Origin of the sequence: Paucisalibacillus algeriensis (assembly GCF_000577245.1) — a bacterium.
GTDB lineage: Bacteria > Bacillota > Bacilli > Bacillales > Amphibacillaceae > Ornithinibacillus.
In genome coordinates, this window is sequence record NZ_CBYO010000017.1 from 21,509 (window position 1) to 43,891 (window position 22,383).

The window sequence follows — 22,383 nt, forward strand, 5'->3', positions numbered from 1 at the left end:
TTCTTATTTCACCGTACTACCTATACGATTTGTGTCTTTGTAGGTTTAAAATCCGAAATATTCGGTTCATAGATTCCCAATTTCATAACGAAATGTCTTATTCCTCCAGCAACAATCAATTGCATAAGCACTTTTGCCACCCACTGCCCAGCTATTGCATATGGAACCAAATCCCATGGAACGTATCCAAGACCTAAAGGCCCTATTCCAATAATGACAAATACAGCCGAATCAAGGAATCCAGAGACAATGCCGGAAACCATAACACGCCTAACAAAAGGAAGCTTGAAACGTGTATATATTTCCGTATCAGTCGTTTCCGATATGATGAAGCTAAGGGTCGAGGCGAATACCACCCATAATGCATCTCCCAGCAGATGACTCGTAACCGCCGACAACGCGAGTGCTGCTGCAATCCACATATATGTTTTGGCACGGCCGTATTTATTCTGCACCATATCGCGCATGACGAGTGTCAATCCAATAAATAACGTCCCATACGGGATAATAAATAACCCAAGATTAAGTGGGGCGAATTTAGCTGTTATCACATTTGCAAGAACAATAGATAATAAGTATATGAGAATCCTATACATGTGCGCGACCTCCTGCCAAGTAAGCGTCAAGCCCTTGCTTTCTTAATTTGCAGGAAGGACATTCCCCACAACCGTCTCCTATGATTCCGTTATAACAGGTCGTTGTATGCTTTCTGATATATTCTAGTTTTCCCATTTCATCTGCCATTTCCCATGTCTGGGATTTATTTTTCCACATTAATGGCGTATGTATTTCGAAAGGATGATCCATGGCAAGGTTCAACGTCAGATTTAATGACTTAATGAAATTATTCCGGCAATCCAGATAGCCACTAAAATCCGTTTCACTTACTCCGGTAATGATATGCCTTGCACCGATACCTTTTGCAAAAATAGCTGCAAAAGAAAGGAAAATATGATTTCTTCCCGGTACAAATGTATTGGGCACTTCACCTGACTCATCGATTTCCATATCCTTTCTGGTCATCGCATTATCGGTCAGCTGGTTAAGTAAATTCATATCCAGAACGGTATGTTTTACTCCCAAATCCTCGGTAATCTTCTTGGCTGAATCAAGTTCTGACCTATTCCTTTGACCATACAAAAAAGTGACGGTTTCAACGTTATCAAATCTCTCCAATGCCCATAGGAGACATGTCGTTGAATCTTGCCCGCCACTAAATACAACTACTGCTTTTTCCATATAAAATTCCTCCCTAGTTTTGTTTAAAGAGGGGATGGTTTCGAACCCTCTGGGTAACAGTATATAGTATTTTTTGATATTGGGATAGGGTAGGAAGTTCAAGTAGAAAGACGCTAAACTAGATCGTGCTAAAAAAATAAGTACAAGGGAGGTGTCCTATTCCCTTGTACTTATTAATGCTCCATTATAAAGGACACACTAATCAGCGCGTCTTTTTTGTTTTATGGATTTTTGCCCAACCCTCTAACCTTGGTGTATCCGATCTAAGACCCGATGATCAAAACGCACCAGAACCGCCACCACCTCCACCAATGCCGCCACCCACCCCAGGTGTCCCACTGCTTCCGGTTGAGATGTTGGGTGCAGCCGAAGCTTCAGCCTGGTCAAAATACGTATGTGCTGATGACGCAATCATTAGAAACAAAAACATATTCATGCCCGAATCATGATTCAACTGATCATACTGTGACGCATGTTCCAAAAGGATTTTGTTCTTCTTTTGTATGGCTTGATTGTTTAGGCCCAGTCCATATATAAATGCGCGTTTCTGATCATCGTCAAGCCATTCATTCCATTCCGTTGGTGTTAAATCAGCAAACTTAATCCCAAATCTATCCCATTGTTCTTTGATATAAGCACCCTCGGCAGTTTTTCGTTTGCCACCGATTGCTAATACAATCACGCAGACTACTAGTACAATGGCGGCAATCATCCAGCCATATAATTCATACACGCCAAACAGAATGGTGAGAGGAAGCATAATAAGACTGGAAAGCCCAACTGCCATTCGTTTATTATTCCGTTTTTCATAGAGCCCTTTCGCATCTACTTCCTGTTTGACACTTTGTTGCCACTGCATGAAATTATTCCAATAACTTTCATGATTGTTTTTATTTTTCGTGTACGTTGCAAGGTCCGACAGACGGAATGTTCCATTTTTGCCAACCATGTCGAATAACCAGGCAATCAGCATCTGTTCGTGCATATGGTCTGTCTGCCTGTTGACGACGACAAATGTCTCATCGTCTTTTTCTTTTACATAGTCTTTGCGCACCAAGTCAAGCAGGGCCGCCGTCAAAGCATGTGTGTCAAGCACCCCATTATTCATGTACTGAATCGTGGCTGGCATGCTCAAGCCTGTTTTTGGAACGAAAAAGGCATCGACAAACCGACGCTCAATCTCCGAATTAATTTTGCGTTTATATTGACTACGTCGCATCATGAGGATAAGTAAATAAAGCGCAAATCCAAAGACAACATAAGGCGCAATACGATTAAACATATCTTTGTCCTTTTTAAACGCTGCAATTTCAGCTTCTTTCTCTTCTTTATCCAGTAAAATATCATCTCGAATAGACGTATCCCCTGCAGATGAAGCTACGGAAAATAGCGATGAATCATAAGCTACCCGAACATCGCCTTTTTGACCGGAGGATACATGCCCCATCGCAAAATGGACAACACCGTCTTTGTCAGCTTTTCCCGTATCCCAGGCACTATCATAGCCAATGAATTCAACATCCCCGGTCGGTTTGGGTGGATGAATGTAGATATCGAGGTTATTATAATCTGATTCATTATTTTGATCGAAAAATGGCCAGTAAAATTGTCCCATATCCGAATATACCTCTACCCCGTCTTTAATGGTATACGTCAAATGAATGGTGACCGTTTCATCGGCACCATCGCGATAAACTTTGTATAAATTGTCTTCCTGTTCCACATCCAATGCAGTACCATTTTCCGATGCTTTCACATCCTGAATCTGTGTACCTTTTTTGGCAATCAATGTGCGGGTGATTCCATTGAAGTCACCGTCAAATGCATACGTGTGTATCTCCTCTACCTGAACATTACCGTCCATCTGTAAGTATGCATGAATATCCGTTTTTTCAATATCATACTCAGCAGCCAGGGCACTGATTGGAAATATCATAATTGCCAGCACGGCAACAATAGCTATAAATAACTTTCTCATTTTATGGCCCCCTTGTCTTGTAATAACTTATACGATTTATATAGGGAATAGGTTTCAAGTGGTACAGGTGTTCCAGCAGCTAGCTAAGGCTTTACCATTCATGCTATAATATTTTAAATATTTAATATAGTAGGAGGTGTATTGATGAACCAATATAATTTGCGTTCAGATGAAGTAGTGATTTTAAAACAAAATAGAATTGCTCGCGGTGGTATTATGGCTAATCATACGGATGAACTTATCTTAACTAACTTAAACTTAATTTTGATTAATAAAAGTCTATTTGGAAAGGTAAAGAATATATCAAGATTTCCAGTAGATCAAATTAAAGTATTTAATGGCAAAGCACAAACAATTTTAGGAAAACGAGCTAACGGATCGCCGCAGCTTGAAGTATACTTCACTAATGGACAAGAATACTTTGGGTTTGAATCAAAGAAAGTAGTAAGGGATTGGATAAGAGCAATTAATCAACTTGTGTTGGGACAAGATTCCGCAATAGATATATTTGACAATAGAACAATACCAGGGACAGAATTTATTGCAAGTTCTATAAAGGATACCTTAAACACTGTTAAAGGTGTATTTGGAAAACAACCAGTTAAGGTCACCCAGGAGTGCAAGTCATGTGGAGCTTCTATTTCAGGTTTTGAGGGTCAAGTTATTAGTTGCCAATATTGCGATACGAATCAACAAATGAAATAAAATAAAGTATAGTCTAAGGGTTTGCTAGAGCAATCAATTGAATACTTACGAATTAATAGGAAGCAGGCGCATGGTTCGTAAAGTATGCTCCATGCAAAATGCAAGAGCACCAGATCTACTGCTCTTGCATTTTGGCGAATCATCATAATTTATAATGAAGCGTATATTATTTTCCAGCTGCTACTTTGTTGTACAAAAGATGACAATGGGTCAGACCCTAGGAGATAGTCTAAAAACCAACCTTCTCCAAATACAACCCTTCAGCATCCGCCATACGACCTGTTTGAATTCTTTCTTTCGATTCAAGAATACTCGGTATTGCAGTAGCATCTTTTTCGCCTAACCCAACTTCAATTAATGTTCCAACAATTTTTCTTACCATGTTGTAAAGGAAGCCATCACCTTGTAATTTAATCTCGATAAAGCCATCATTTTCCTTTATATCAATGGAGCATATTTCACGCACCATGGACTTTTTCTTCGACTTTGCGTTGGAATAGGAAGTAAAGTCATGCTTACCTAGAAAATAGTTAGTTGCTTTTCTCATCTTTTCAATATCAAGCTTTTCCTCCACATGCATACTGTACTTTCGCATGAAGGGATGTGTATATGGCATATTCCAAATCTTATACAGATAGGTTTTATCTTTCGCATTATAGCGTGCATGAAAACGATCATCCACTAACGCAACATCTACAATGCTAATATCATGAGGAAGATATCTATTTAGGTACTGCATCACTTCATCTTCCTTTGCATTTTTACGCATTTTAAAATTAGCGATTTGAGCAAGAGCATGTACACCTGCATCCGTTCTTCCGGATCCAATGATTTCAATCTTTTCTCCTGCCAACTCTGTTAATACATTTTCAATTTTCCCTTGAATGGTATTGTCACTATTTCCAAGTCGTTGCCAACCCTTGTAACGGCCACCATCATATTGAATGGTTAATTTATAGTTGTTCATTGATTTGTTGTCTCCTTGTTTCTTTACTTTATAGCTATGATAACTACCTTATAGATTACCTAGATTTTAATTTACAGGATTCATTATTTCGTAGGCCCCATAGGAAATCCTCCTTTATGGGGTTTACGAATTCCTGCAGATGCTCCTAATACTTCTAGCAAAACTGTTACTGATTCTCCATTATTAAACTTTGAGACAAGATTGTTTCCTTGAACACTAAGAGAAATTCTGTTCTAGGTTTAGTAAGAGATGGATTTATCTTACATTCTATTGCGAAATCTTGGTAAGAAGCGCCCATTTGTTTCATAAAGTTTAATACATTTAACTTAAATTGAACAGAATAAACCTTTTTAGAACGCTTTTTATGAATATACCTATTCTGGAATGGGTGAATTACTTGGAATTCCATATTTCTCGGCCAATAATATGTACCAAAGAGGACCTTCAAGATATTCCTTCACAATCATTACCTTAAATTTATCACTATACTTAGCCATATAAAATACCCCAAAAGTTAGATCTTTCACTCTAACTTTTGGGGTGCAGTACCCATCCCTAGCTGCCTTTGATATTTTTGCACAAAAAATTCAAAGAGGTGAACTAAGTGAAAGAATTTCTTAGAGTGTATACATATGAAAAGGAGTCTTTGCTTATCATAAGTGGTGGCTGCTATTGTATCTTACCGTGGAAAATCTTAATAAGAAAATGGAAGGTGGACCCTATTCTATCAAAATTAAAAGGTCCATCTCCCATCTTTTTTGGCAAATTCGGTTACTTGAGCTCAGATTCTAAATTATTAAAAGTTATAGATTTGATCAATTTACATTATTTGGAATATCATTTCCCAAATCGAAATAAACAATTGCTTGTAATCTCATAATTTTAGAGTTCAGATGTTATCAATGAAAAGGAAATTAATTAACGTTCCTTTTTCTCAGCTTTCTCAAATAAATAATAAATAAACAAGACACTTCCAACCAAAATTGGTGTAGCTATTAACAAATAGTATATGTTTTTAGGAATATTTAATAGATTAACAGCATATACAAACAAGACCATCCACAAAATAATAGTTCCATATTTTATTATTTTTATTTTCATAGTATATCTATGTATCCACTCCTTGGTCTTTTATCACGTTTATCAATTTCCACTGCGATTTTATAGCCAATATTCAAATAATCCATCGCAATAAGAACTGCAGCAGATACTACCAACGCTAACTTTGGAGCACCCCATGCAGTTATTTTGTTTTTTGCTGTTTTTGTAAAAATTTACACTTTACGGAAAAAGTATATCCAGTAAGTTGATTTTTGGCAATATTTAAATTGAAAACAGTGCTTTTATACTACAATTTTTCTGAATGGTCAATTAATAATTGTTCATTGTTTTTGTTGTCTCCTTGTTTATTACTTTCTCGCTATGATTTTTACTTCCTTTATGCTCTTATCAACTTTTCCTATTATACGAATACTTTCATCTTACCCCATTTTCGTATGCCTTGTCTTAGGAACATAAAGTGAAGCTCCATTATGTCGTGGTCCTTTCCTCCATTGTCATATCACTTCCGGAAATTAACACTTGAAAAAATCTGTGATAGCTAGTACAATGTTCAAAGTACTATAAATAAATATACCTGTATAACCTCAAGAATATGGCTTGAGGGTCTCTACCAGGAACCGTAAAATCCTGATTACAGAAAATGAAGATGATTCATTTTTTGTAATCAGGATTTTTTTGTGTATTCAAAAAACATCTTATTACTAACATCACGAGAAAGGACGAGACAGAATATGAATTTAAAAGTTTTTATACTTGCATTATCAACTGTTGCAGTTGGACTTGTTGAATTAATCGTTGGTGGAATACTTCCAACTATCGCAACTGATTTAAACATTTCATTAAGCTCTGCTGGACAACTAATCACCGTTTTCGCACTTATTTATGCCGTTTCCGGTCCAGTGTTACTAGTATTAACTAGCAAAATAGAACGTAAGAAATTATATCTCATCTCCTTGTTTATCTTTTTCATCAGCAATATCATGACATATTTCAGTCCCAATTTTACCTTTATGATGATTGCAAGGGTTTTGAGTGCGATGAGTACAGCACTTATCGTAGTATTATCATTAACCATTGCTGCAAAAATTGTGTCACCAACACATCAAGCAAAGGCTGTGGGGCTCATTTATATGGGAATTAGCTCGTCACTAGTCATGGGTGTACCACTTGGAATTATGATTTCCGATACATTTGGCTGGCGCGTTATTTTTCTTGGAATTGCTATTTTATCGATAGGTTCTTTTGTACTAATTTCCATCTTTTTTGAGCGAATTCAGGGAGAAAACACGACCCCACTTTCAGAGCAATTAAAGGCTGTGGCTAGCTTCAAAATAGGCAGTGCACATCTTGCAACTATGTTCTTACTAGCAGGTCATTATACGATTTATGCATACTTTACTCCTTTTTTAGAAACAGAACTTCATCTGAATTCCAGTTGGATTAGTCTTTGTTATCTATTATTTGGGATTGCAGCAGTAAGTGGTGGAGCATTCGGGGGAATTCTATCCGATTCGATTGGAGCTAAAAAAAGCATCATTGTTGTCATCAGTTTGTTTGCCGTTGTGCTATTCTTATTACCATTTACTACTTTTTCCCTTATTGTATTCCTACCAGTTATGATGGTTTGGGGAGCGCTAAGTTGGAGCCTAGCACCACCACAACAAAGCTACCTGATTCAAACAGATCCTGCTACATCTGATATTCAGCAAAGCTTTAATAATTCAGCGTTACAAATAGGTATTTCTCTTGGTTCTGCATTCGGTGGCATTGTGTTAAATGAAACCGGATCAGTATCTCACATGTCATGGTTTGGAGGCGCGATTGTAATTATCTCCTTGCTTTGTGCGATCTTTTCTTTGACGAGAAAGCCGAAAGAGAGAACAAATAGTATTTTAGCTTCGGATGTAAAGTAAAAGAACCAGCATAGTTGCTGGTTCTTTATTTGTCTAATGAATACTTTCTTCAAAATACACCTATTATGGAAGTTCCTGCTTTTTGTCTTTTGAGGCTTAGTTGTCAAACCATAGTCCAGCGATAGTTAATCTCCCCTATTTCCCCAACTTAAAAACCACAAAATCCGCACAATTTAAGTCTTCCTTAAGCTCAGGATATTTTCTTAATATTTCCTTAGAAGGCTTAGGTTCCACCAAATCTTCTACTATAAACCCGGCCCGTAGTATAGCTTTAAAGTAACTAGTTAAGGTGCGATGATACCAGACGATTGGATCCCCTGTACCAAAAGGAAATCGTTGATCATATACTCCTTCATGAAAATAACGATCCACCTTCCAGGAGCTTTTTTCTCCTTGATCATTTCGTATCCAACCACTATTTGGTGTTATAAAACATGGGTGCAAAATAGAAAATATAAAAGTGCCACCTGGTTTCAAAAGACGGTACATCTCCCGTAACGCGGACTGATAATCCTCTAAATCTAGTATTACCATGTTAGAAACTATCATATCGAACTGTTCACCTTCTAGGAAATCTAAATTCTCACAGTTTCCGTAATAATAGTGTATTCTTGCCTCACTTGGTGTTCGTTCATCTGCAATTTCTAGCATTTTATCAGAGTAATCAACTGCCGTAACCTCGGCACCTTTATCCGCCAGTAGGCGACTTAAATACCCTTCCCCACAGCCAGCATCTAATACTTGTTTCCCATTCACTTCACCCATTAACGAAAAAATAGTTGGGTTTAATGCTACGATTCTACTTTTGTCCCCGTATTTTGTATATCTCGCTGTAAATGATTCGGCATGTAGATTCCAACGCTTAATCGCTTCATCTGTTGAGAATGTTCGTTTCAACTATCTCCCTCTTTTCAACTTCGTAATTGGTAACGTTACCTTTCTTGTGCACACTGTTATTTTCCTATATTAAGAAAAATAATAATAGACTTATATTTTAATTTTTTGTATCATGTAGATAGAGGCATAGCTATTTTAGGAACACGATAAAAGCCAGAAATCATTTTTGATTTCTGGCTTTTATACATTCGTTTATTATTCCCCTATAACGATCCCAACAGTATCATCACTAACCTCAATATATTTCATATTTGGCTCTTTCCCGAAATCCATTTCCCTAACCAAGAGGTTACTTTCTAAAAGTTCTTGATGCTCGCCTATTACCGTCTTCATAAAATCACTGACATCAAACGTTAAGTTCACACGTTTTTCAACTGGTAGATTCAATTCCTTACGATACAGCTGTACTGCACGAATAAGCTCTCTGGCAAGACCTTCTTTTCGTAAGTTTTCATCTACTACTGTGGTTAGGAATACGGAATAGGTTTCATTATCTGCCAGTTCCATCCCAGTCCTTGGTTTGGTGCTTACTAGAAGATCTTCTTTTTCCACTTGTAGAGTTTCACCTGAAGGAGTAATGTATGCAAAATAGCCTTTCTCTACAACACTTTTTCGTTCTTCGTGTGAAAGAGCTTGTAATGCGCGTTGTACTTCTCCGATATTTTTCCCTAGTTTTGGTCCTGCTGTAGGGAAATTTAATTTTATCTCGTATTCCAATGAATCCCCCGCTTGTTCTTCGATAATAATCCGCTTCACATTGATTTCATCTAGAATTATATTGCTATACTCTAGTAGGAATTCAGTGTTTTCTTTTTCCCCAACAATCATTAATTCTGAAAGTGGCTGCTTAGTTTTGATATTGGCTGCGTTTCGAGTACTTCTAGCAAGTTCCACGACTTGCAGCACCCCATCCATTTCTTTTTCTAATTTTTCATTAATAAGCACATCATTCACCACTGGAAAGTCTACTAAATGAACACTTTTTCCTGTTAAGTTACGATGGATGTCATCGGTAATGAATGGTATAAATGGTGCAAGCAATCTACTGAGTTTTTCTAGAACTTCATACAAGGTATGGTAGGCAGCTAGCTTATCCTCATTCATCCCCTCACTCCAAAAGCGCCCCCGCGAGCGGCGGATATACCAATTGCTAACCTCATCTACAAATAGAGCAAGCTCTCTAGCGGCAGGATTGAAATCATAATCATCTACATAGTTGATTACTCTTTTTGTTACGGTGTGAAGTCTTGATAATACCCAGTTATCTAATCGTGTTTTTTTGCCTGACCCGTGTATTTCTGGATTGAATTGGTCTATTTCTGCATACATGGTTAAGAAGGAATGGATATTTGCTAGTGTATCCACCAATTTCGACTTTGCTTGACTGACAATGTTTGCTGAGAATCGTTTATTGTTCCATGGCGCACTGTCCACAAGTAATGACCACCGTAAAGCATCGGCACCATATTTCTCTACAAGTTCCATCGGATTGATGACATTCCCCTTACTCTTAGACATTTTCTGTCCCTCTTCATCTAAAATATGCCCAAGCGATAGCACTCGTTTATAGGAAGGTTTTCCTGTAAACAAGGAAGATACGGTTAAAAGACTATAAAACCATCCTCGCGTTTGATCAACGCCTTCAACGACAACATCAGCAGGAAACTGTTTTTCGAAAAGCTCTTTATTTTCAAATGGGTAATGATATTGGGCAAATGGCATGGATCCACTATCAAACCAAACATCAATAACCTCTTTAGTTCGTTTCATTTCCCCTTGACACGATGGGCAGACCAATGTCACTTCATCAACATATGGTTTATGCAATTCCAGGTCATGAGGGACTGTCCCTTTAGCCTGAGCTTTTAAATCTTGAATACTCTTTGGCGCGTATTGATGTTCACAGCTATCACAGATCCAAACATTAAGTGGTGTTCCCCAATAACGATTACGACCGATATTCCAGTCCACCATATTTTCCAGGAAATTACCAAACCGACCATGCTTCATATGCTTCGGATGCCAATGGATTGTTTCATTATTTTGGATGATCGTATCCTTTATTTCAGTTGTTTTGATAAACCAGCCTTCCATCGCATAGTAGATAAGCGGTGAATCACATCGCCAGCAGTGTGGGTAGCTATGCTCATACTTTTCCTTAGAAAATAACAATCCCTTGTCAGCGAGCATTTTAAGGATTTTCACATCACTATCTTTTGCAAACTCCCCAGTAAGAGGTGTTATCTCAGCAGTATAACAACCAGATTCGTCAATAACATTTACGAAATCAAGTCCATTTTCTAAAACTGCCTTATAATCATCTTCCCCATATGCTGGTGCAAGGTGGACAATACCTGTTCCACTAGTATCTGTTACAAAATCAGCTGCAATAACTTGGTGGCCGTATTTTAATGTTAAGAAGTTAAATGGCGGTTCATAATAAAGACCAACGAATTCGCTACCTTTATGGTTACTAAGCACCTCGTAATCACCGTCAAATATTTTTTCTACAAGATTTTCGGCAACGATGTATATGGCTTCCCCTTGATTAACTTTTACATAATCTAGATTCTCATGGACTGCAAGTGCTACATTTCCAGGCAGTGTCCAAGGTGTCGTTGTCCATCCAAGAAAGTATTCATTCTCGGTATCTTTTACCTTGAACTTTGCTGTCACTGATAAATCCTTTACATCTTTATAGCCTTGAGCAACTTCATGAGAGCTTAAAGACGTTTGACAGTTTGGGCAGTACGGTGTTACTCGATGTCCTTTTGTTAGTAAACCTTTTTCATGGATCGTTGATAATATATACCAAACACTTTCGATGTAATTATTCTCCAACGTAATATACGGATCATCCATATCTACCCAGTATCCAATTGCCTCTGTAAAATTGCGCCATTCTCTTTCATAGTCAAACACGCTCTTTTTACATTCCTCAATAAACTTCTCTACACCGAATGCCTCAATATCTTTCTTTCCAGAGATTCCTATCTTCTTCTCCACACCAAGCTCAACTGGGAGTCCATGCGTATCCCATCCCGCTTTTCGAATTACTTGATAGCCTTGCATCGTTTTGTACCGCCCAATGAAATCCTTGATGACTCTTCCTAGAACATGCCCAGCATGAGGTAAACCATTTGCAGTTGGTGGTCCTTCATAGAAGACAAAGGTTTCATTTCCTTCGCGATTTTCAATAGACTTTCGTAATGTACTTTCCTCTTTCCAAATAGCTTTCACTCGGTTTTCACGTTGTACTGCGGATTCAATACTGCCCACTCGTTTCATTTCCATTCACTCCTTTAAAATTAGAAGTCCGGTTGGAATAAATCCTTTCGTCGCAAGAAAATTAGTTGGCTGTGGTGGCATCTTCACTAACAAACAAAAAAACTCGTCCCTATAATAGGGACGAGTTTTACCCGTGTTACCACCCTGATTCTGGAAGTTGCCAATCCGTGGCAAAAGTCCAGCACTCATTCAGCGTACTATCATACGCGATCCTTTTAACGGCGGATACCCGGGAAAGCTTAAACAATAAGATTTTCAGCTTTCCTTCTCGGAGAGGATTTTCGACCATGAACTGAACATTGGCTTTCACCATCCGCCAACTCTCTGGAGTTCAGAATTCATGCCTACTCGTTCTCGTCAACGAATTTAACCGGCTTATATTAAGTTAAAGATTAAAGGAGAAACATATGATTGTCAATGGGTATTATGATAAATATCTAAAGAATTATGCTTCTATACGGTAGACCCCTTGGTCCCACCTCTACGAAAAATACCGAATCCCTATTTTACCAATTGCGGTTTTTAGCTATATTGGACGTAACATATTTAAACTTAACAAATGAGGAGGAAACCCAGGTGGAAAAGGTGAAAGAAATAATAAGTAACTTTTCTAAGTAATGGCTATTGGCTTGCTTATTGGGAATTACCACCTTTTTAAAATTATGAATCCCTAATGTCGTAACTAGAAGGGATATGATGGAATGACTGATTTCCAAAAGCTCATGAATGAATATAACCAACTCCATCCAGACGGGAAATATGTCATACGAGATGGTCCACCTCCAAGAATCCATTTTCGAGATATGAGTAAATACAGCAAAGAACGAGGTATTGATCCGCAAGATTTAACAAAAGAAGAAATGGAACAATTCCGATACTAATGAACCCTAAAGGAGAATCCCTTTAGGGTTCATTCCTTTTTAAAAGCCCTCTCATGCTCAAGCAACCATTCTTTCCTCCATAACCCACCAGCATACCCAGTCAACTTCCCATCGGAACCAATAATCCGATGACAAGGAATAACAATACTTAACTTATTTTTGCCATTCGCACTTCCAACAGCTCGGATGGCTTTTTCATTCCCAATAGCAACTGCAATATCCTTATAAGATCCCGTTTCCGCGTAGGGTATCTGTTTTAAAGCATTCCATACCGTTTGTTGAAAATCTGTCCCCTGAGCAAGGTAAGGAAATGAAAATGTACTCCGCTTACCTTTAAAATACTCATCTAATTGTAGACAGCAAAGCTCCAAAACATTTGGAGTATCACCTTGCATTACATGTTCTTGTTTCTCCTTCTTCGTAAATAGAATAGAAACAATAGCATCCTCCGTCCCAACTATTTCCACAATCCCAATGGGTGATTGATAATCCACCATATGTAATTTACTCATACAAAGACCTCCATAGATAAAAGGTTGCGTACGCTTCCCAACCTTTCCAGTTTACTGCCAGCTTTTCAATTTCTTTTATTGTTGGTTTACGTTCAAGTCCGAGTTGTTGCTTTAGTGCATTATGAAGACCGACATCAGCAATTGGAAATGCATTAGTATTATGTAGACACTTCATGATTACATAATCTGCGGTCCATGCGCCTATACCTCTAATGGATACTAATGATTGATGTACTTGATGATATTCTTTTAGTTGAAGCAATTTCTCTTTCGTCAACTGTCCGCTAGTCATGCCCTCTGCGACACCAATAATATATTCTGCCTTCCTTGTACTGAACTGAAGCTTTCTCAAATCCTCTATTTCTAATTCAGCTATTTTTTCGTGTGTTGGGAATAGCCAAAAGGTCTGACCCTCATAGGTAAGAGACTCTCCGTAATGTTCAACGAGACGTTTTTTTAACGTGTAAGCAAATGTTAAATTAATTTGCTGCCCTAAAATCGCCCATGTTAATGCTTCAAATAAATCAGGAATACAAATAATTCGCAAACCATAATAGGTATGGACTATTTGGTCAAGAATCGCATCTTTTCGGGTCATTTCATAAAAATCTCCCAGATTTTGATCGAGATCAAACCATTCCCAAATATAATCAGCAACTTTTTCTCGGGTAGTTTCAGAAGGGATACCGATTGGAAATACTACTTGTATGGAATTCTCTTCACTCCCTATTTTAAGTAAAATCAATTCTTCCTTTATTTTAATCAGTTTATATAAATATCCATCCTTTATTTGATGTAATATCTCTCCTTCTGATCTTCCTAAAAAGATGAGACACTCCTTAAAATCGAATTCCTTTGGTGGGAAAATCTCAAGTCTATTTCCGTGGTCCATCCAATTCATGACATTAACTCCTCACTTACTTGCGTTCGATATTCACTAGGGGAACAATGTTTACTCCGACGAAATACTTTATAAAAATTAGAAGGACTTTGAAATCCAACCTCATAGCATATTTCTAGATTTGTCTGGTTTGTCGTTTTAAGAAGATGAGCAGCTTTATCAACACGTATTTTTTCTAGATAGGCACGTGGTGTTTCTCCAGTTTCCTGTTTAAAAATCCGTTCCAGATGAAAGGGACTTAACCCAACATGATCAGAGATATCCTTTAATAGTAGTTTTTGTTTTGATTGATTAACTAGAAAAGTGATGATATCTCTTACAAGTGCTATATGCGGGGAATGCTCCACTTCCGGCTGACATCTTTTACATGCACGGTATCCAGCATTCTCCACTTCCTTCCTATCAAAATAAAAATCCACATTTATTTTCTTCGGTTTCCTGGATTTACAGGATGGACGACAGTAAATTTTGGTAGTTTTTACAGCCGTAAAGAATAGACCATCGTATTTATCATCACAAGTCATAATCTTATCCCACATCTCATCAAATGAAAGATTCACAACTGTCATTGGCTGTACCCACTTTCTTTAGGCTTTTCTTAAAGCTTATTACAAATTATTAGTCAGGGTAAAGAAATCCTAATGTTGATTATATCCATTGTAACAAGAGGAAATAATAGAATCGTCCTTATTCTTGCTGTTATGGTCTATCAACTTAAGGGGGGACAGTCCCTCCGTGAGATAATTCACAAAGGGACTGTCCCCCTTAACTAGAGTATGTATTTATGTGAGTGGAGGGGTATCCCCCCACTCTTTCTTGTCTATATATTACTGTCAAAATGTAGTAGTAATAATGAACTACTCTACTATAATTAATCCTTTGAACACTAAGTTAGCTAAATAGATTAATTTGCCCACTGGATTAATATGAGATTCTCTCCGGTTATCTACTTATTAAAGAAACAAGTTTCCTCCACATGATTAAAACAGACCACTAGAAATGATAAAAACAGCTATTCCATGAGCACCTGTTTCCGTATTTCTATTCAATTTTGTCTTTTGAAGCAAATAATAAATAAATAAAAAACATCCCACAAATGAAGGCAATGAAACCGAATCCACCGAAAACATCAAAATAGGTTGAAAAAAATCCAAATCCCAGCCCTGTCAAGATAAGCACAGCATTCTGCCCTAATGATTGAAACGAATCAATGGTTGCTCTCATGGATGAATCCATTCTATGATGCATATACCCGCTAACAATGGGTTCAATTATTCCCGAAACCAGTAATATAATGGAAATTGCTACCAAACCCGTGATATTTTTAATAACCGATACATATAAGAACCCTGTAGTCAAAATAGCACTAACAGACAAAAGCAGTGTCCTGTATTTGAAGCGGTTTATCAACGAATGTGCTAGTAAATTTCCAGGGAGGCTCAAGAACATAAACATGGCCGAAACTAATCCGAAATAGACAACCGGAATCTCCAGCCTATTCAAATAAAGCTGCCAAAATTCCCAAACAAAACTTAAGGCTGCACCGGTCACCATACCGGACAACACAACGAGACAAATGCTCGGATTTGTTCTGAAAAAACGCACGGAAGTTTTAAAATAGTCCTTGAATGCAATGGATTCCCCGGCTTCACTTTTAATAGCTGGCTCAACCAATAGCAACACTAAACATACAGACACAATCATGCTAGCAAGTGATAACCAATAGTTTAACTCAAAATTAAACTGACTAGCCAACAGACTCCCACACAATGCTGCTAGTATTGCTGATATCACACTAAAAACATTCAATCGACCAAGAAATTTTTCAAAAGACTGTTCCTTTCCTTCTAGCAACAACGAATCATAAAGCAATGCATTTCCTGCCCCACTACTTGCAGAACCAGCGATTCCTGATAGAAAGATAGCAACTGCAAAGTGCCAGAATTCCGTTGCGAAGATCAGTATTAAAAACATGCCACTTTCTAACAAGGCGCCTATCAGGATCATCTTCTTCCGACCCCATTTGTCGGCGATAATACCCGACGGAACCTCCAGTAATACAACGGTAACGGCATAGATAATTTCTGTATAGACGACCATTTGTATGGTCATGCCTCTCTGTTCCCAGAATAACCTTTCAATAACATAAGCAAGTATGAGACTCTGTAAAAAACGAATAGCATACAATTTCCAAATGTTTGACCTATAGTTCACGATGAAACTCCTCCCATTCTGTTTGCACGTTGTTAATCAGAATATGGGGGTGCTCGTGAACGATAATGTTCAAATTCTTAACAAGGAGGTCTTGCGTATAGTGCCATGCCAACATCTCCTTTTAATTTTCTACATTACTTTTTTGTTATTTGATTTGAATCAATTATAATCTAAGGAAAACGACTGTTCAATGAGAAATTAATAGTAATACGAAGGGAATATGAATGAAATCATCTATCAAACTATATAGATGAAAAGATATAAGTGGCTATTACGAATTGAGTATCTTTGTAGAAAATGGTTATCTAATTACTGATGAGAGTATAAATAATAAAATCAAAATCTAATGTGGATCAGATGATAAAATAATGGACGATATTCAATAGTTATGAGCCAGTCAGGCATTCTACTAAAAAAACAACTAACCACGTGAAGCTCTGTTTTACCAACTAGATTTCCACGTGGTTCGCCATACCAATTAAATCATTTTCTTATTTTTCACCACTTAATTCTACCAATATCTTCACTTCAGACTTATCCTTCGTAAGCGCTACAAAACCATCCTCAACAATAGTATCCAATGGAATTCGCTTTGTGATCGCCCGCTTTACATCAATCTTCCCTGAAGCAATTAAATCAATAGTCTTCTGATACACATCAGGTTCATATGCCGCACTAGATGTAATTTTTACCCCAGAATTAGTTAAGTCGATTGGGTTAATTGCGATTGGCTTTGCAATAATAGAAATGATGACAACTGTTCCTCTAGCCGTTGTAGAACGAATTGCTTGATTGACAGTTGCTTCCACACCTGCCGCTTCAAATGTAACATCAAATCCTGCCCGAATAAGTTCTTTTGTAGCCTCAACCGGATCTTTTTCTCCAGAGTTCACCACATGTGTGGCACCTAGCTCTTTTGCCTTTTGTAGTCTAGCTTCAGAAAGGTCAAACACAACAATTTCTTTAGCTCCTTGTGCTTTTGCGGCTAAAACTGTTAATAGACCAATTGGCCCAGCTCCAAAAATACCTACTGTTTGCCCTTCTTGAAGATTCCCTTCTTTTAACGCTTGAAGGGCAACTGCTGTTGGTTCTACCAATGCACCTTCCTCTAGTGTGACATTGTCAGGAATGGTATATAAATGTTTTTCATTCAATACAACATAATCAGCAAATCCACCATCTTGTCCTAATCCAACAAAGTTAAAACCATCGTAAATATCATATTCAGGTTCTTTATTTCCATAAGTAATTAATGGATTGATCACAACACGGTCTCCTGCTGAATACTTCGATACATTCGCGCCAACTTCTTCCACCACTCCAGAAAATTCATGCCCTAATGTTATCGGAGCTGTTTTTCCTGTTAGGGGGTCTGGTTTTTCAGCTGGGATTGTAATCGGACCATGTAAATATTCATGTAAATCACTTCCGCAAATCCCTGTCCATGCTACTCGGACTTTGACATCATTATCCTCAAGTGCAGGAATGTCTCTCTCCTCAACCCGAACATCTTTAGCTTTGTACCAAACAGCTGCTTTCATCTCTATCTCCCCTTGTTGTTATGATTTGTTTCTATAATTAATGATAGCATTGTATGTACTGGTTTCGTCAAATGAGGAGTTTTTTATTGGTGCCTGCCTCAAATTTTGTCGAAGGTCGACAAGTTTCGGGGCAGGCACCTTTAATTTACTCCGCATATTCCTTTGCTTTATTAGTAAATTCCCTCATATGACTTGCTAGTTCTTGTCTTATATCGGAAAGTCCCGTTTGGGTCAATTGTTTATTGCGAACAATTGCTTTTCCATCAACAAATACGTCTCTTACATTACTAGCGTTAGCAGAATAAACTAGAACTGCATATGGGTCAAAGATTGGAAACATGTTTACTGAATCGGTTTCCACCAACACAATATCTGCTTTTTTGTTAAGTTCTAATGATCCAATTTTATCTGACAAGCCAAGAACACCAGCTCCTCCAATTGTTGCTAGTTTTACAATTTCTTTTGCAGGGAATGCTGTGCGGTCTTTTAGTTCTGTTTTATGAAAATTAGCAAATAGCTTCATTTGTGTAAATAAATCCAATGTATTTCCACTACTTGGTCCGTCCGTTCCAAGTCCAATTGTTAATCCCTTTTCTAGCATTTCTCTTACTCTTGCAACACCTTTTGCCGATTTTGTATTCGCTCCAATACAATGCGCTATTTTCACCTGGTATTTACGTAATATCTCGATGTCTGAATCGGATAGGTGAATACCATGTGCTAACACAAATCGGTCATTTAACAGTCCGATACTTTCTAAAAAGCTAACTGGTGACATACGATAAGTCTCTTGGAAATAATCCATTTCGTAATCCATTTCACTGACATGCATCGTCATCGGTACATTACATTCGGCAGCAATCCGATTCGCTTCTATTAATGCTTCCTTTGAATTTGTATTGGGTGCATGTGGTGCGATAGCAGGGGTAATCCGGTCATGCCCTAACCAATTCGGAATATAGCTCTTTGCATAGTGTAATCCGCCATGTGCCTCTGTCGTGTCACAGGTTGGAAAATCGATTACCGTTTCACCTAAAATGGCACGTGCTCCCATTTCATCGGTTGCTTTAGCAATCGAATCCTCAAAATAGTACATATCCATAAATGTTGTAATCCCGGCTAATTGCATCTCAGCAATGGCATACTTCGCACTATGGTATGCTAACTCCTTTGTCATACATTCCTTTTCTAGTGGAAAAAGAAACCGGCGCAATCTATCATGGTAATCATCTCCTAAAGAACGAAAAGGAATCATTCCTACATGAGTATGGCAATTCACCATACCAGGAATCGCAATTGCTCCCTTCCCTTCAATAACCGTATCATAAGAATGACGTAATTCAGACATCGGTCCAACATCTATAATCTGTCCATCTTCAAATCCTATAAATCCATGTTCATAAACATCCATTTTCTCATTCATTGTAAGAACATAAACATTTTTAATGACGGTTCTCATCGTATTACCCTCTCAATGAATGGAATGATTTCGTGTGTTCGTACATCTAACATGCCTCGATCTGTTATTTTTATTGTAGGGGATACAGGTAAGGACAAGGTGGAAAACGACATAATTTCATTTGTATTCACATAACCTAAGTCTACCATTCCTTGACGAACTACCTGTAAATCACTTCCAAGCTGCTGAATAGGAGCACCACTTAATATACCACCAATTGGCAATGGACAATTTCCAATAATTCTTTGATTCTGTACAACAACATATCCGCCATTTTCCCGAAGAAGTTCCTGTTGTGCGACGACCATATCTAGAGCAGAAGTCCCCATCACCATTAAATTATGGTGATCATGTGCCCATGTTGTACCGATGGCCCCTTTTTCCTTCAGTCCATTTTCAACAAGCGCAAAGGATAGATTTCCATTTTTTCCATAGCGCTCCATCACAACTAATAAGCTCAGACCACTAGCTTCCCAATCAAGGTAGCCATCTTTTACTGCTACTTCCCGCTGCACTCGTTTCGTAAATGTTCCTACATCACTTTTTTGAATGACATTACAAATTACTCTTTCTCCTGAAACGGCAAACTGTAAATCTTCTCGTGTCCATCCTTTTCCTTGTACAGATTGATAGAAATGTGGGGGATAGCTCGGTTTCTGCTCTGGATAACCAATGGATTTCCCTTTTTCGTGGACTTGTTTACCATCTTTATAGACGGAATGTATCGTAAATGTTTCTAATTCATCCAGTAAAATAAAATCTGCCTGAAAACCAGCTACAATCGCTCCTCTATCTTGGAAACCCATCCTTCTTGCTGGTGTATAGGTTGACATGTAAATGGCTTGTTCTGCTGGTAGTCCACATTCAATTGCTAGTTTTACGTTAGTATTCAAATGTCCGTCTAACAAATCATCTGCCATCACATCATCGGTTATGATTGCTGTGTACTCATAAAATTGATTGTCGTTGATTACAGCGATATTTTCTTTTGTGATTGATTTTTTCTGTAATTCAATAAAAATACCATTCGTAATTTTTTCATAGATGGATGATGGCGTTTGCTGAGTATGGTCAGCCGTAATTCCGGCAAATAAAAATCGAGCTAAGTCTTCTCCAGTCACGTCTGGCACATGGCCTTCAATTGGCATGAATGGTTGCTTTACCTGTGTTTCCCGTAAGATTTTTCGAATCAAAGAATCCGGTTCATGGACAATCCCCTTAAAATTCATTGCCTCACCAAGTGCGATAACCCTAGGATGTTCTAATAATTCCCGAACCTCCTCAAGACCGATTACACCACCAGTGGTTTCTAATGCTGTCGTTGTGGATGGAACAGAGGAAGGAATCGCATAGAAAATATCCATCTCCGTTTCTTCCTTTAAAAATGCCTTCATTCCTTCTAATCCAAATACATTCGCAATTTCATGTGGGTCCGCCACAACAGTAGTTACCCCATAGGTAAGTGCTGCCTTTGAAAAAATGGATGGTGGAACCATGGAACTTTCGATATGCATATGAATATCTATCAGTCCTGGAATCATGTACCTACCACTTCCGTCAATGGTTTCTTTAACATTTACTGTAGACCAATCAATTGTGTTTGCAAAAAAGAATTTTCCATCGACAACTCCAATATCTTTTACTTCAAATTGTTTTAAGAACGTATTAAAAACGTTTGCCTGGCGAATAAGAAGATCTACCTTCATCCAAACATTCCTCTCTTTCATGAAAAAAGAGGAAGTCCATGACAACCTCTCTCTTCATCTATTAATTTGTTATTGGTTAATAATTTGATTCCAATCTTTGATCCATTGTTCCATTTGATTATTAACGAATGTGAAATTAATGGCTTTGGCATTTTGGGCAATTTCACCATATGTTTTATTTTTCGCTACTTCATCCGTTAATGTTACTTCTTCATTTGTTGGTGCTTCATTTAGAGAAACAGCAGTTGTTTCCTGTAGCTCTTGATTAATTCTCCAGTTCAGGAATTTATATGCTAGATCTTTGTTCTCGGAATTTTTATTGATATTCATGGTATTGAAGTTTGCATAAGTTCCAGAGTCTGGCACTACATATTGTACTTCCGGATTTGCTTCTGAGATAACTGGAATGGCGAAGTCTCCAATAACGGCAACTGCAATTTCACCCGTTTGGAACGTATTTGCTAAGTCAGAAGATTTACTATACGTCTTAACAATGTTTGGAGATAACTCCTTTAATGCTTCAAATGCTGCTTTCCCGTTATCATCCTCAATGTTTACTTCTTTGTAATCACTTGCCATATAGATCATAGCTGGTCCAAATGTTGTTGCAATATCAGGAATCGATATTTTTCCTTTCAATGAAGGATCCCATAGGTCGCTCCATTCATCAATTTTCATACCAGCTGCTTCTTCGTTGTAAATAATACCAATACTGTTAACCGTGTACGCAGGTCCAGCACCATTTGCTGATAGCTCCTTTGCAGCAGGAATTAATAAATCCATATTCGGTACTTTTTCCGTATCTACTTCCTCGAATAACCCTAGTTCATTTCCTTCTGATGCACTGGATTGAGACAACTCAATAATATCTACAGAGGAGTTCGGATTGTTTTTGAATTTCGTAAACCGCTCCGAACCACCTCCTGTTTCAACAATAATATCCACATTATGTTCCTCTTCGAAAGGTGCAAACACATCTTCTTGGACAATATCTTCACTTAGACCAAAAGTTGAGATAACCAATTGTTTCTTGTCATCTGTTGCATCCCCTGTTCCACATGCTGCTAACGCCAATGTAGTTGCTAGTGTCAAACTGATTAATTTTAGTGATTTTTTCATG

At 37.8% G+C, this 22,383-nt stretch carries 18 protein-coding genes, 1 riboswitch and 1 other annotated feature; of the genes, 3 read left to right on the forward strand and 15 right to left on the reverse strand.

Annotated features, from left to right (window positions below; all coding sequences use genetic code 11):
* Positions 1 to 20 precede the first annotated feature (20 nt).
* The 3 genes from TY11_RS13690 to TY11_RS13700 form a co-directional block, all read right to left on the reverse strand.
* On the reverse strand, positions 21 to 596 hold the full coding sequence (locus TY11_RS13690) for a VUT family protein (RefSeq protein WP_042147219.1): 576 nt from the start codon (positions 594 to 596) through the stop codon (positions 21 to 23).
* The gene (queC, locus tag TY11_RS13695) at positions 589 to 1,275 is read right to left on the reverse strand and encodes a 7-cyano-7-deazaguanine synthase QueC (protein ID WP_255342705.1); all 687 of its coding nucleotides are present in this window, start codon (positions 1,273 to 1,275) and stop codon (positions 589 to 591) included. Before queC ends, TY11_RS13690 begins: the two co-directional genes overlap by 8 nt.
* Positions 1,276 to 1,516: 241 nt before the next feature.
* Entirely contained in the window at positions 1,517 to 3,217 is a 1,701-nt protein-coding gene (locus TY11_RS13700; protein ID WP_042147224.1) for a DUF2207 domain-containing protein, read from the reverse strand.
* 144 nt (positions 3,218 to 3,361) lie between these two features.
* On the opposite strand from TY11_RS13700, the gene TY11_RS13705 reads away from it, so the two are divergent.
* Complete coding sequence (locus TY11_RS13705) at positions 3,362 to 3,922, forward strand: hypothetical protein (protein ID WP_052345844.1); 561 nt, start codon at positions 3,362 to 3,364, stop codon at positions 3,920 to 3,922.
* 229 nt (positions 3,923 to 4,151) lie between these two features.
* On the opposite strand, the gene truA is transcribed toward TY11_RS13705, so the two are convergent.
* The gene (truA, locus tag TY11_RS13710; RefSeq protein WP_042147225.1) at positions 4,152 to 4,889 is read right to left on the reverse strand and encodes a tRNA pseudouridine(38-40) synthase TruA; all 738 of its coding nucleotides are present in this window, start codon (positions 4,887 to 4,889) and stop codon (positions 4,152 to 4,154) included.
* Positions 4,890 to 5,263: 374 nt separating this feature from the next.
* On the reverse strand, positions 5,264 to 5,386 hold the full coding sequence (locus TY11_RS20670; protein ID WP_197025097.1) for a transposase: 123 nt from the start codon (positions 5,384 to 5,386) through the stop codon (positions 5,264 to 5,266).
* A gap of 1,119 nt (positions 5,387 to 6,505) precedes the next feature.
* Positions 6,506 to 6,605, forward strand: a riboswitch (purine riboswitch).
* Positions 6,606 to 6,682: 77 nt separating this feature from the next.
* Here TY11_RS20670 and TY11_RS13730 point away from each other — a divergent pair.
* Positions 6,683 to 7,864, forward strand: coding sequence for an MFS transporter (locus TY11_RS13730; protein WP_042147232.1), 1,182 nt, complete (start codon positions 6,683 to 6,685; stop codon positions 7,862 to 7,864).
* A gap of 135 nt (positions 7,865 to 7,999) precedes the next feature.
* Here TY11_RS13730 and TY11_RS13735 read toward each other — a convergent pair whose 3' ends face one another.
* Together TY11_RS13735 and ileS are read right to left on the reverse strand one after the other, a co-directional pair.
* Complete coding sequence (locus tag TY11_RS13735; protein ID WP_042147234.1) at positions 8,000 to 8,761, reverse strand: class I SAM-dependent methyltransferase; 762 nt, start codon at positions 8,759 to 8,761, stop codon at positions 8,000 to 8,002.
* A gap of 195 nt (positions 8,762 to 8,956) precedes the next feature.
* Positions 8,957 to 12,049, reverse strand: a complete 3,093-nt coding sequence (ileS, locus tag TY11_RS13740; RefSeq protein WP_042147237.1) for an isoleucine--tRNA ligase — start codon at positions 12,047 to 12,049, stop codon at positions 8,957 to 8,959.
* 113 nt (positions 12,050 to 12,162) lie between these two features.
* Positions 12,163 to 12,419 (reverse strand) — a binding site (T-box leader).
* A gap of 331 nt (positions 12,420 to 12,750) precedes the next feature.
* Between ileS and TY11_RS13745 the strand changes: the two genes are divergently transcribed.
* The gene (locus tag TY11_RS13745; RefSeq protein WP_042147240.1) at positions 12,751 to 12,930 is read left to right on the forward strand and encodes a hypothetical protein; all 180 of its coding nucleotides are present in this window, start codon (positions 12,751 to 12,753) and stop codon (positions 12,928 to 12,930) included.
* A gap of 29 nt (positions 12,931 to 12,959) precedes the next feature.
* Here TY11_RS13745 and TY11_RS13750 read toward each other — a convergent pair whose 3' ends face one another.
* The 8 genes from TY11_RS13750 to TY11_RS13785 form a co-directional block, all read right to left on the reverse strand.
* Entirely contained in the window at positions 12,960 to 13,442 is a 483-nt protein-coding gene (locus TY11_RS13750) for a methylated-DNA--[protein]-cysteine S-methyltransferase (protein ID WP_042147242.1), read from the reverse strand.
* A complete protein-coding gene (locus tag TY11_RS13755; RefSeq protein ID WP_042147244.1) occupies positions 13,435 to 14,343 on the reverse strand; it encodes a DNA-3-methyladenine glycosylase 2 in 909 nt (302 codons plus the stop codon). Before TY11_RS13755 ends, TY11_RS13750 begins: the two co-directional genes overlap by 8 nt.
* A complete protein-coding gene (locus TY11_RS13760; RefSeq protein WP_042147247.1) occupies positions 14,340 to 14,912 on the reverse strand; it encodes a bifunctional transcriptional activator/DNA repair enzyme AdaA in 573 nt (190 codons plus the stop codon). The genes TY11_RS13755 and TY11_RS13760 overlap by 4 nt, the downstream gene beginning before the upstream one ends.
* Positions 14,913 to 15,384: 472 nt before the next feature.
* Positions 15,385 to 16,557, reverse strand: a complete 1,173-nt coding sequence (locus tag TY11_RS13765; protein WP_042147249.1) for an MFS transporter — start codon at positions 16,555 to 16,557, stop codon at positions 15,385 to 15,387.
* Positions 16,558 to 17,048: 491 nt separating this feature from the next.
* Positions 17,049 to 18,098 carry a 2,3-butanediol dehydrogenase gene (locus TY11_RS13770; protein WP_042147251.1) on the reverse strand — a complete coding sequence of 350 codons (1,050 nt, stop codon included), beginning with the start codon at positions 18,096 to 18,098 and terminating at the stop codon, positions 17,049 to 17,051.
* 145 nt (positions 18,099 to 18,243) lie between these two features.
* On the reverse strand, positions 18,244 to 19,557 hold the full coding sequence (locus TY11_RS13775; protein WP_042147254.1) for an amidohydrolase: 1,314 nt from the start codon (positions 19,555 to 19,557) through the stop codon (positions 18,244 to 18,246).
* Complete coding sequence (locus tag TY11_RS13780) at positions 19,554 to 21,263, reverse strand: adenine deaminase C-terminal domain-containing protein (RefSeq protein WP_042147258.1); 1,710 nt, start codon at positions 21,261 to 21,263, stop codon at positions 19,554 to 19,556. The genes TY11_RS13775 and TY11_RS13780 overlap by 4 nt, the downstream gene beginning before the upstream one ends.
* Before the next feature lie 69 nt (positions 21,264 to 21,332).
* Positions 21,333 to 22,382 carry an ABC transporter substrate-binding protein gene (locus TY11_RS13785; RefSeq protein ID WP_042147261.1) on the reverse strand — a complete coding sequence of 350 codons (1,050 nt, stop codon included), beginning with the start codon at positions 22,380 to 22,382 and terminating at the stop codon, positions 21,333 to 21,335.
* Between the last annotated feature and the right edge of the window lies 1 nt (position 22,383).

Bases quoted from the DNA above. Each gene is read 5' to 3' on its own strand.
- TY11_RS13690 (WP_042147219.1), bottom strand. From the start codon at position 596: ATGTATAGGATTCTCATATACTTATTATCTATTGTTCTTGCAAATGTG.
- TY11_RS13700 (WP_042147224.1), bottom strand. From the start codon at position 3,217: ATGAGAAAGTTATTTATAGCTATTGTTGCCGTGCTGGCAATTATGATA.
- TY11_RS13705 (WP_052345844.1), top strand. From the start codon at position 3,362: ATGAACCAATATAATTTGCGTTCAGATGAAGTAGTGATTTTAAAACAA.
- truA (WP_042147225.1), bottom strand. From the start codon at position 4,889: ATGAACAACTATAAATTAACCATTCAATATGATGGTGGCCGTTACAAG.
- TY11_RS20670 (WP_197025097.1), bottom strand. From the start codon at position 5,386: ATGGCTAAGTATAGTGATAAATTTAAGGTAATGATTGTGAAGGAATAT.
- TY11_RS13730 (WP_042147232.1), top strand. From the start codon at position 6,683: ATGAATTTAAAAGTTTTTATACTTGCATTATCAACTGTTGCAGTTGGA.
- ileS (WP_042147237.1), bottom strand. From the start codon at position 12,049: ATGAAACGAGTGGGCAGTATTGAATCCGCAGTACAACGTGAAAACCGA.
- TY11_RS13745 (WP_042147240.1), top strand. From the start codon at position 12,751: ATGACTGATTTCCAAAAGCTCATGAATGAATATAACCAACTCCATCCA.
- TY11_RS13750 (WP_042147242.1), bottom strand. From the start codon at position 13,442: ATGAGTAAATTACATATGGTGGATTATCAATCACCCATTGGGATTGTG.
- TY11_RS13755 (WP_042147244.1), bottom strand. From the start codon at position 14,343: ATGAATTGGATGGACCACGGAAATAGACTTGAGATTTTCCCACCAAAG.
- TY11_RS13760 (WP_042147247.1), bottom strand. From the start codon at position 14,912: ATGACAGTTGTGAATCTTTCATTTGATGAGATGTGGGATAAGATTATG.
- TY11_RS13770 (WP_042147251.1), bottom strand. From the start codon at position 18,098: ATGAAAGCAGCTGTTTGGTACAAAGCTAAAGATGTTCGGGTTGAGGAG.
- TY11_RS13775 (WP_042147254.1), bottom strand. From the start codon at position 19,557: ATGAGAACCGTCATTAAAAATGTTTATGTTCTTACAATGAATGAGAAA.
- TY11_RS13780 (WP_042147258.1), bottom strand. From the start codon at position 21,263: ATGAAGGTAGATCTTCTTATTCGCCAGGCAAACGTTTTTAATACGTTC.
- TY11_RS13785 (WP_042147261.1), bottom strand. From the start codon at position 22,382: ATGAAAAAATCACTAAAATTAATCAGTTTGACACTAGCAACTACATTG.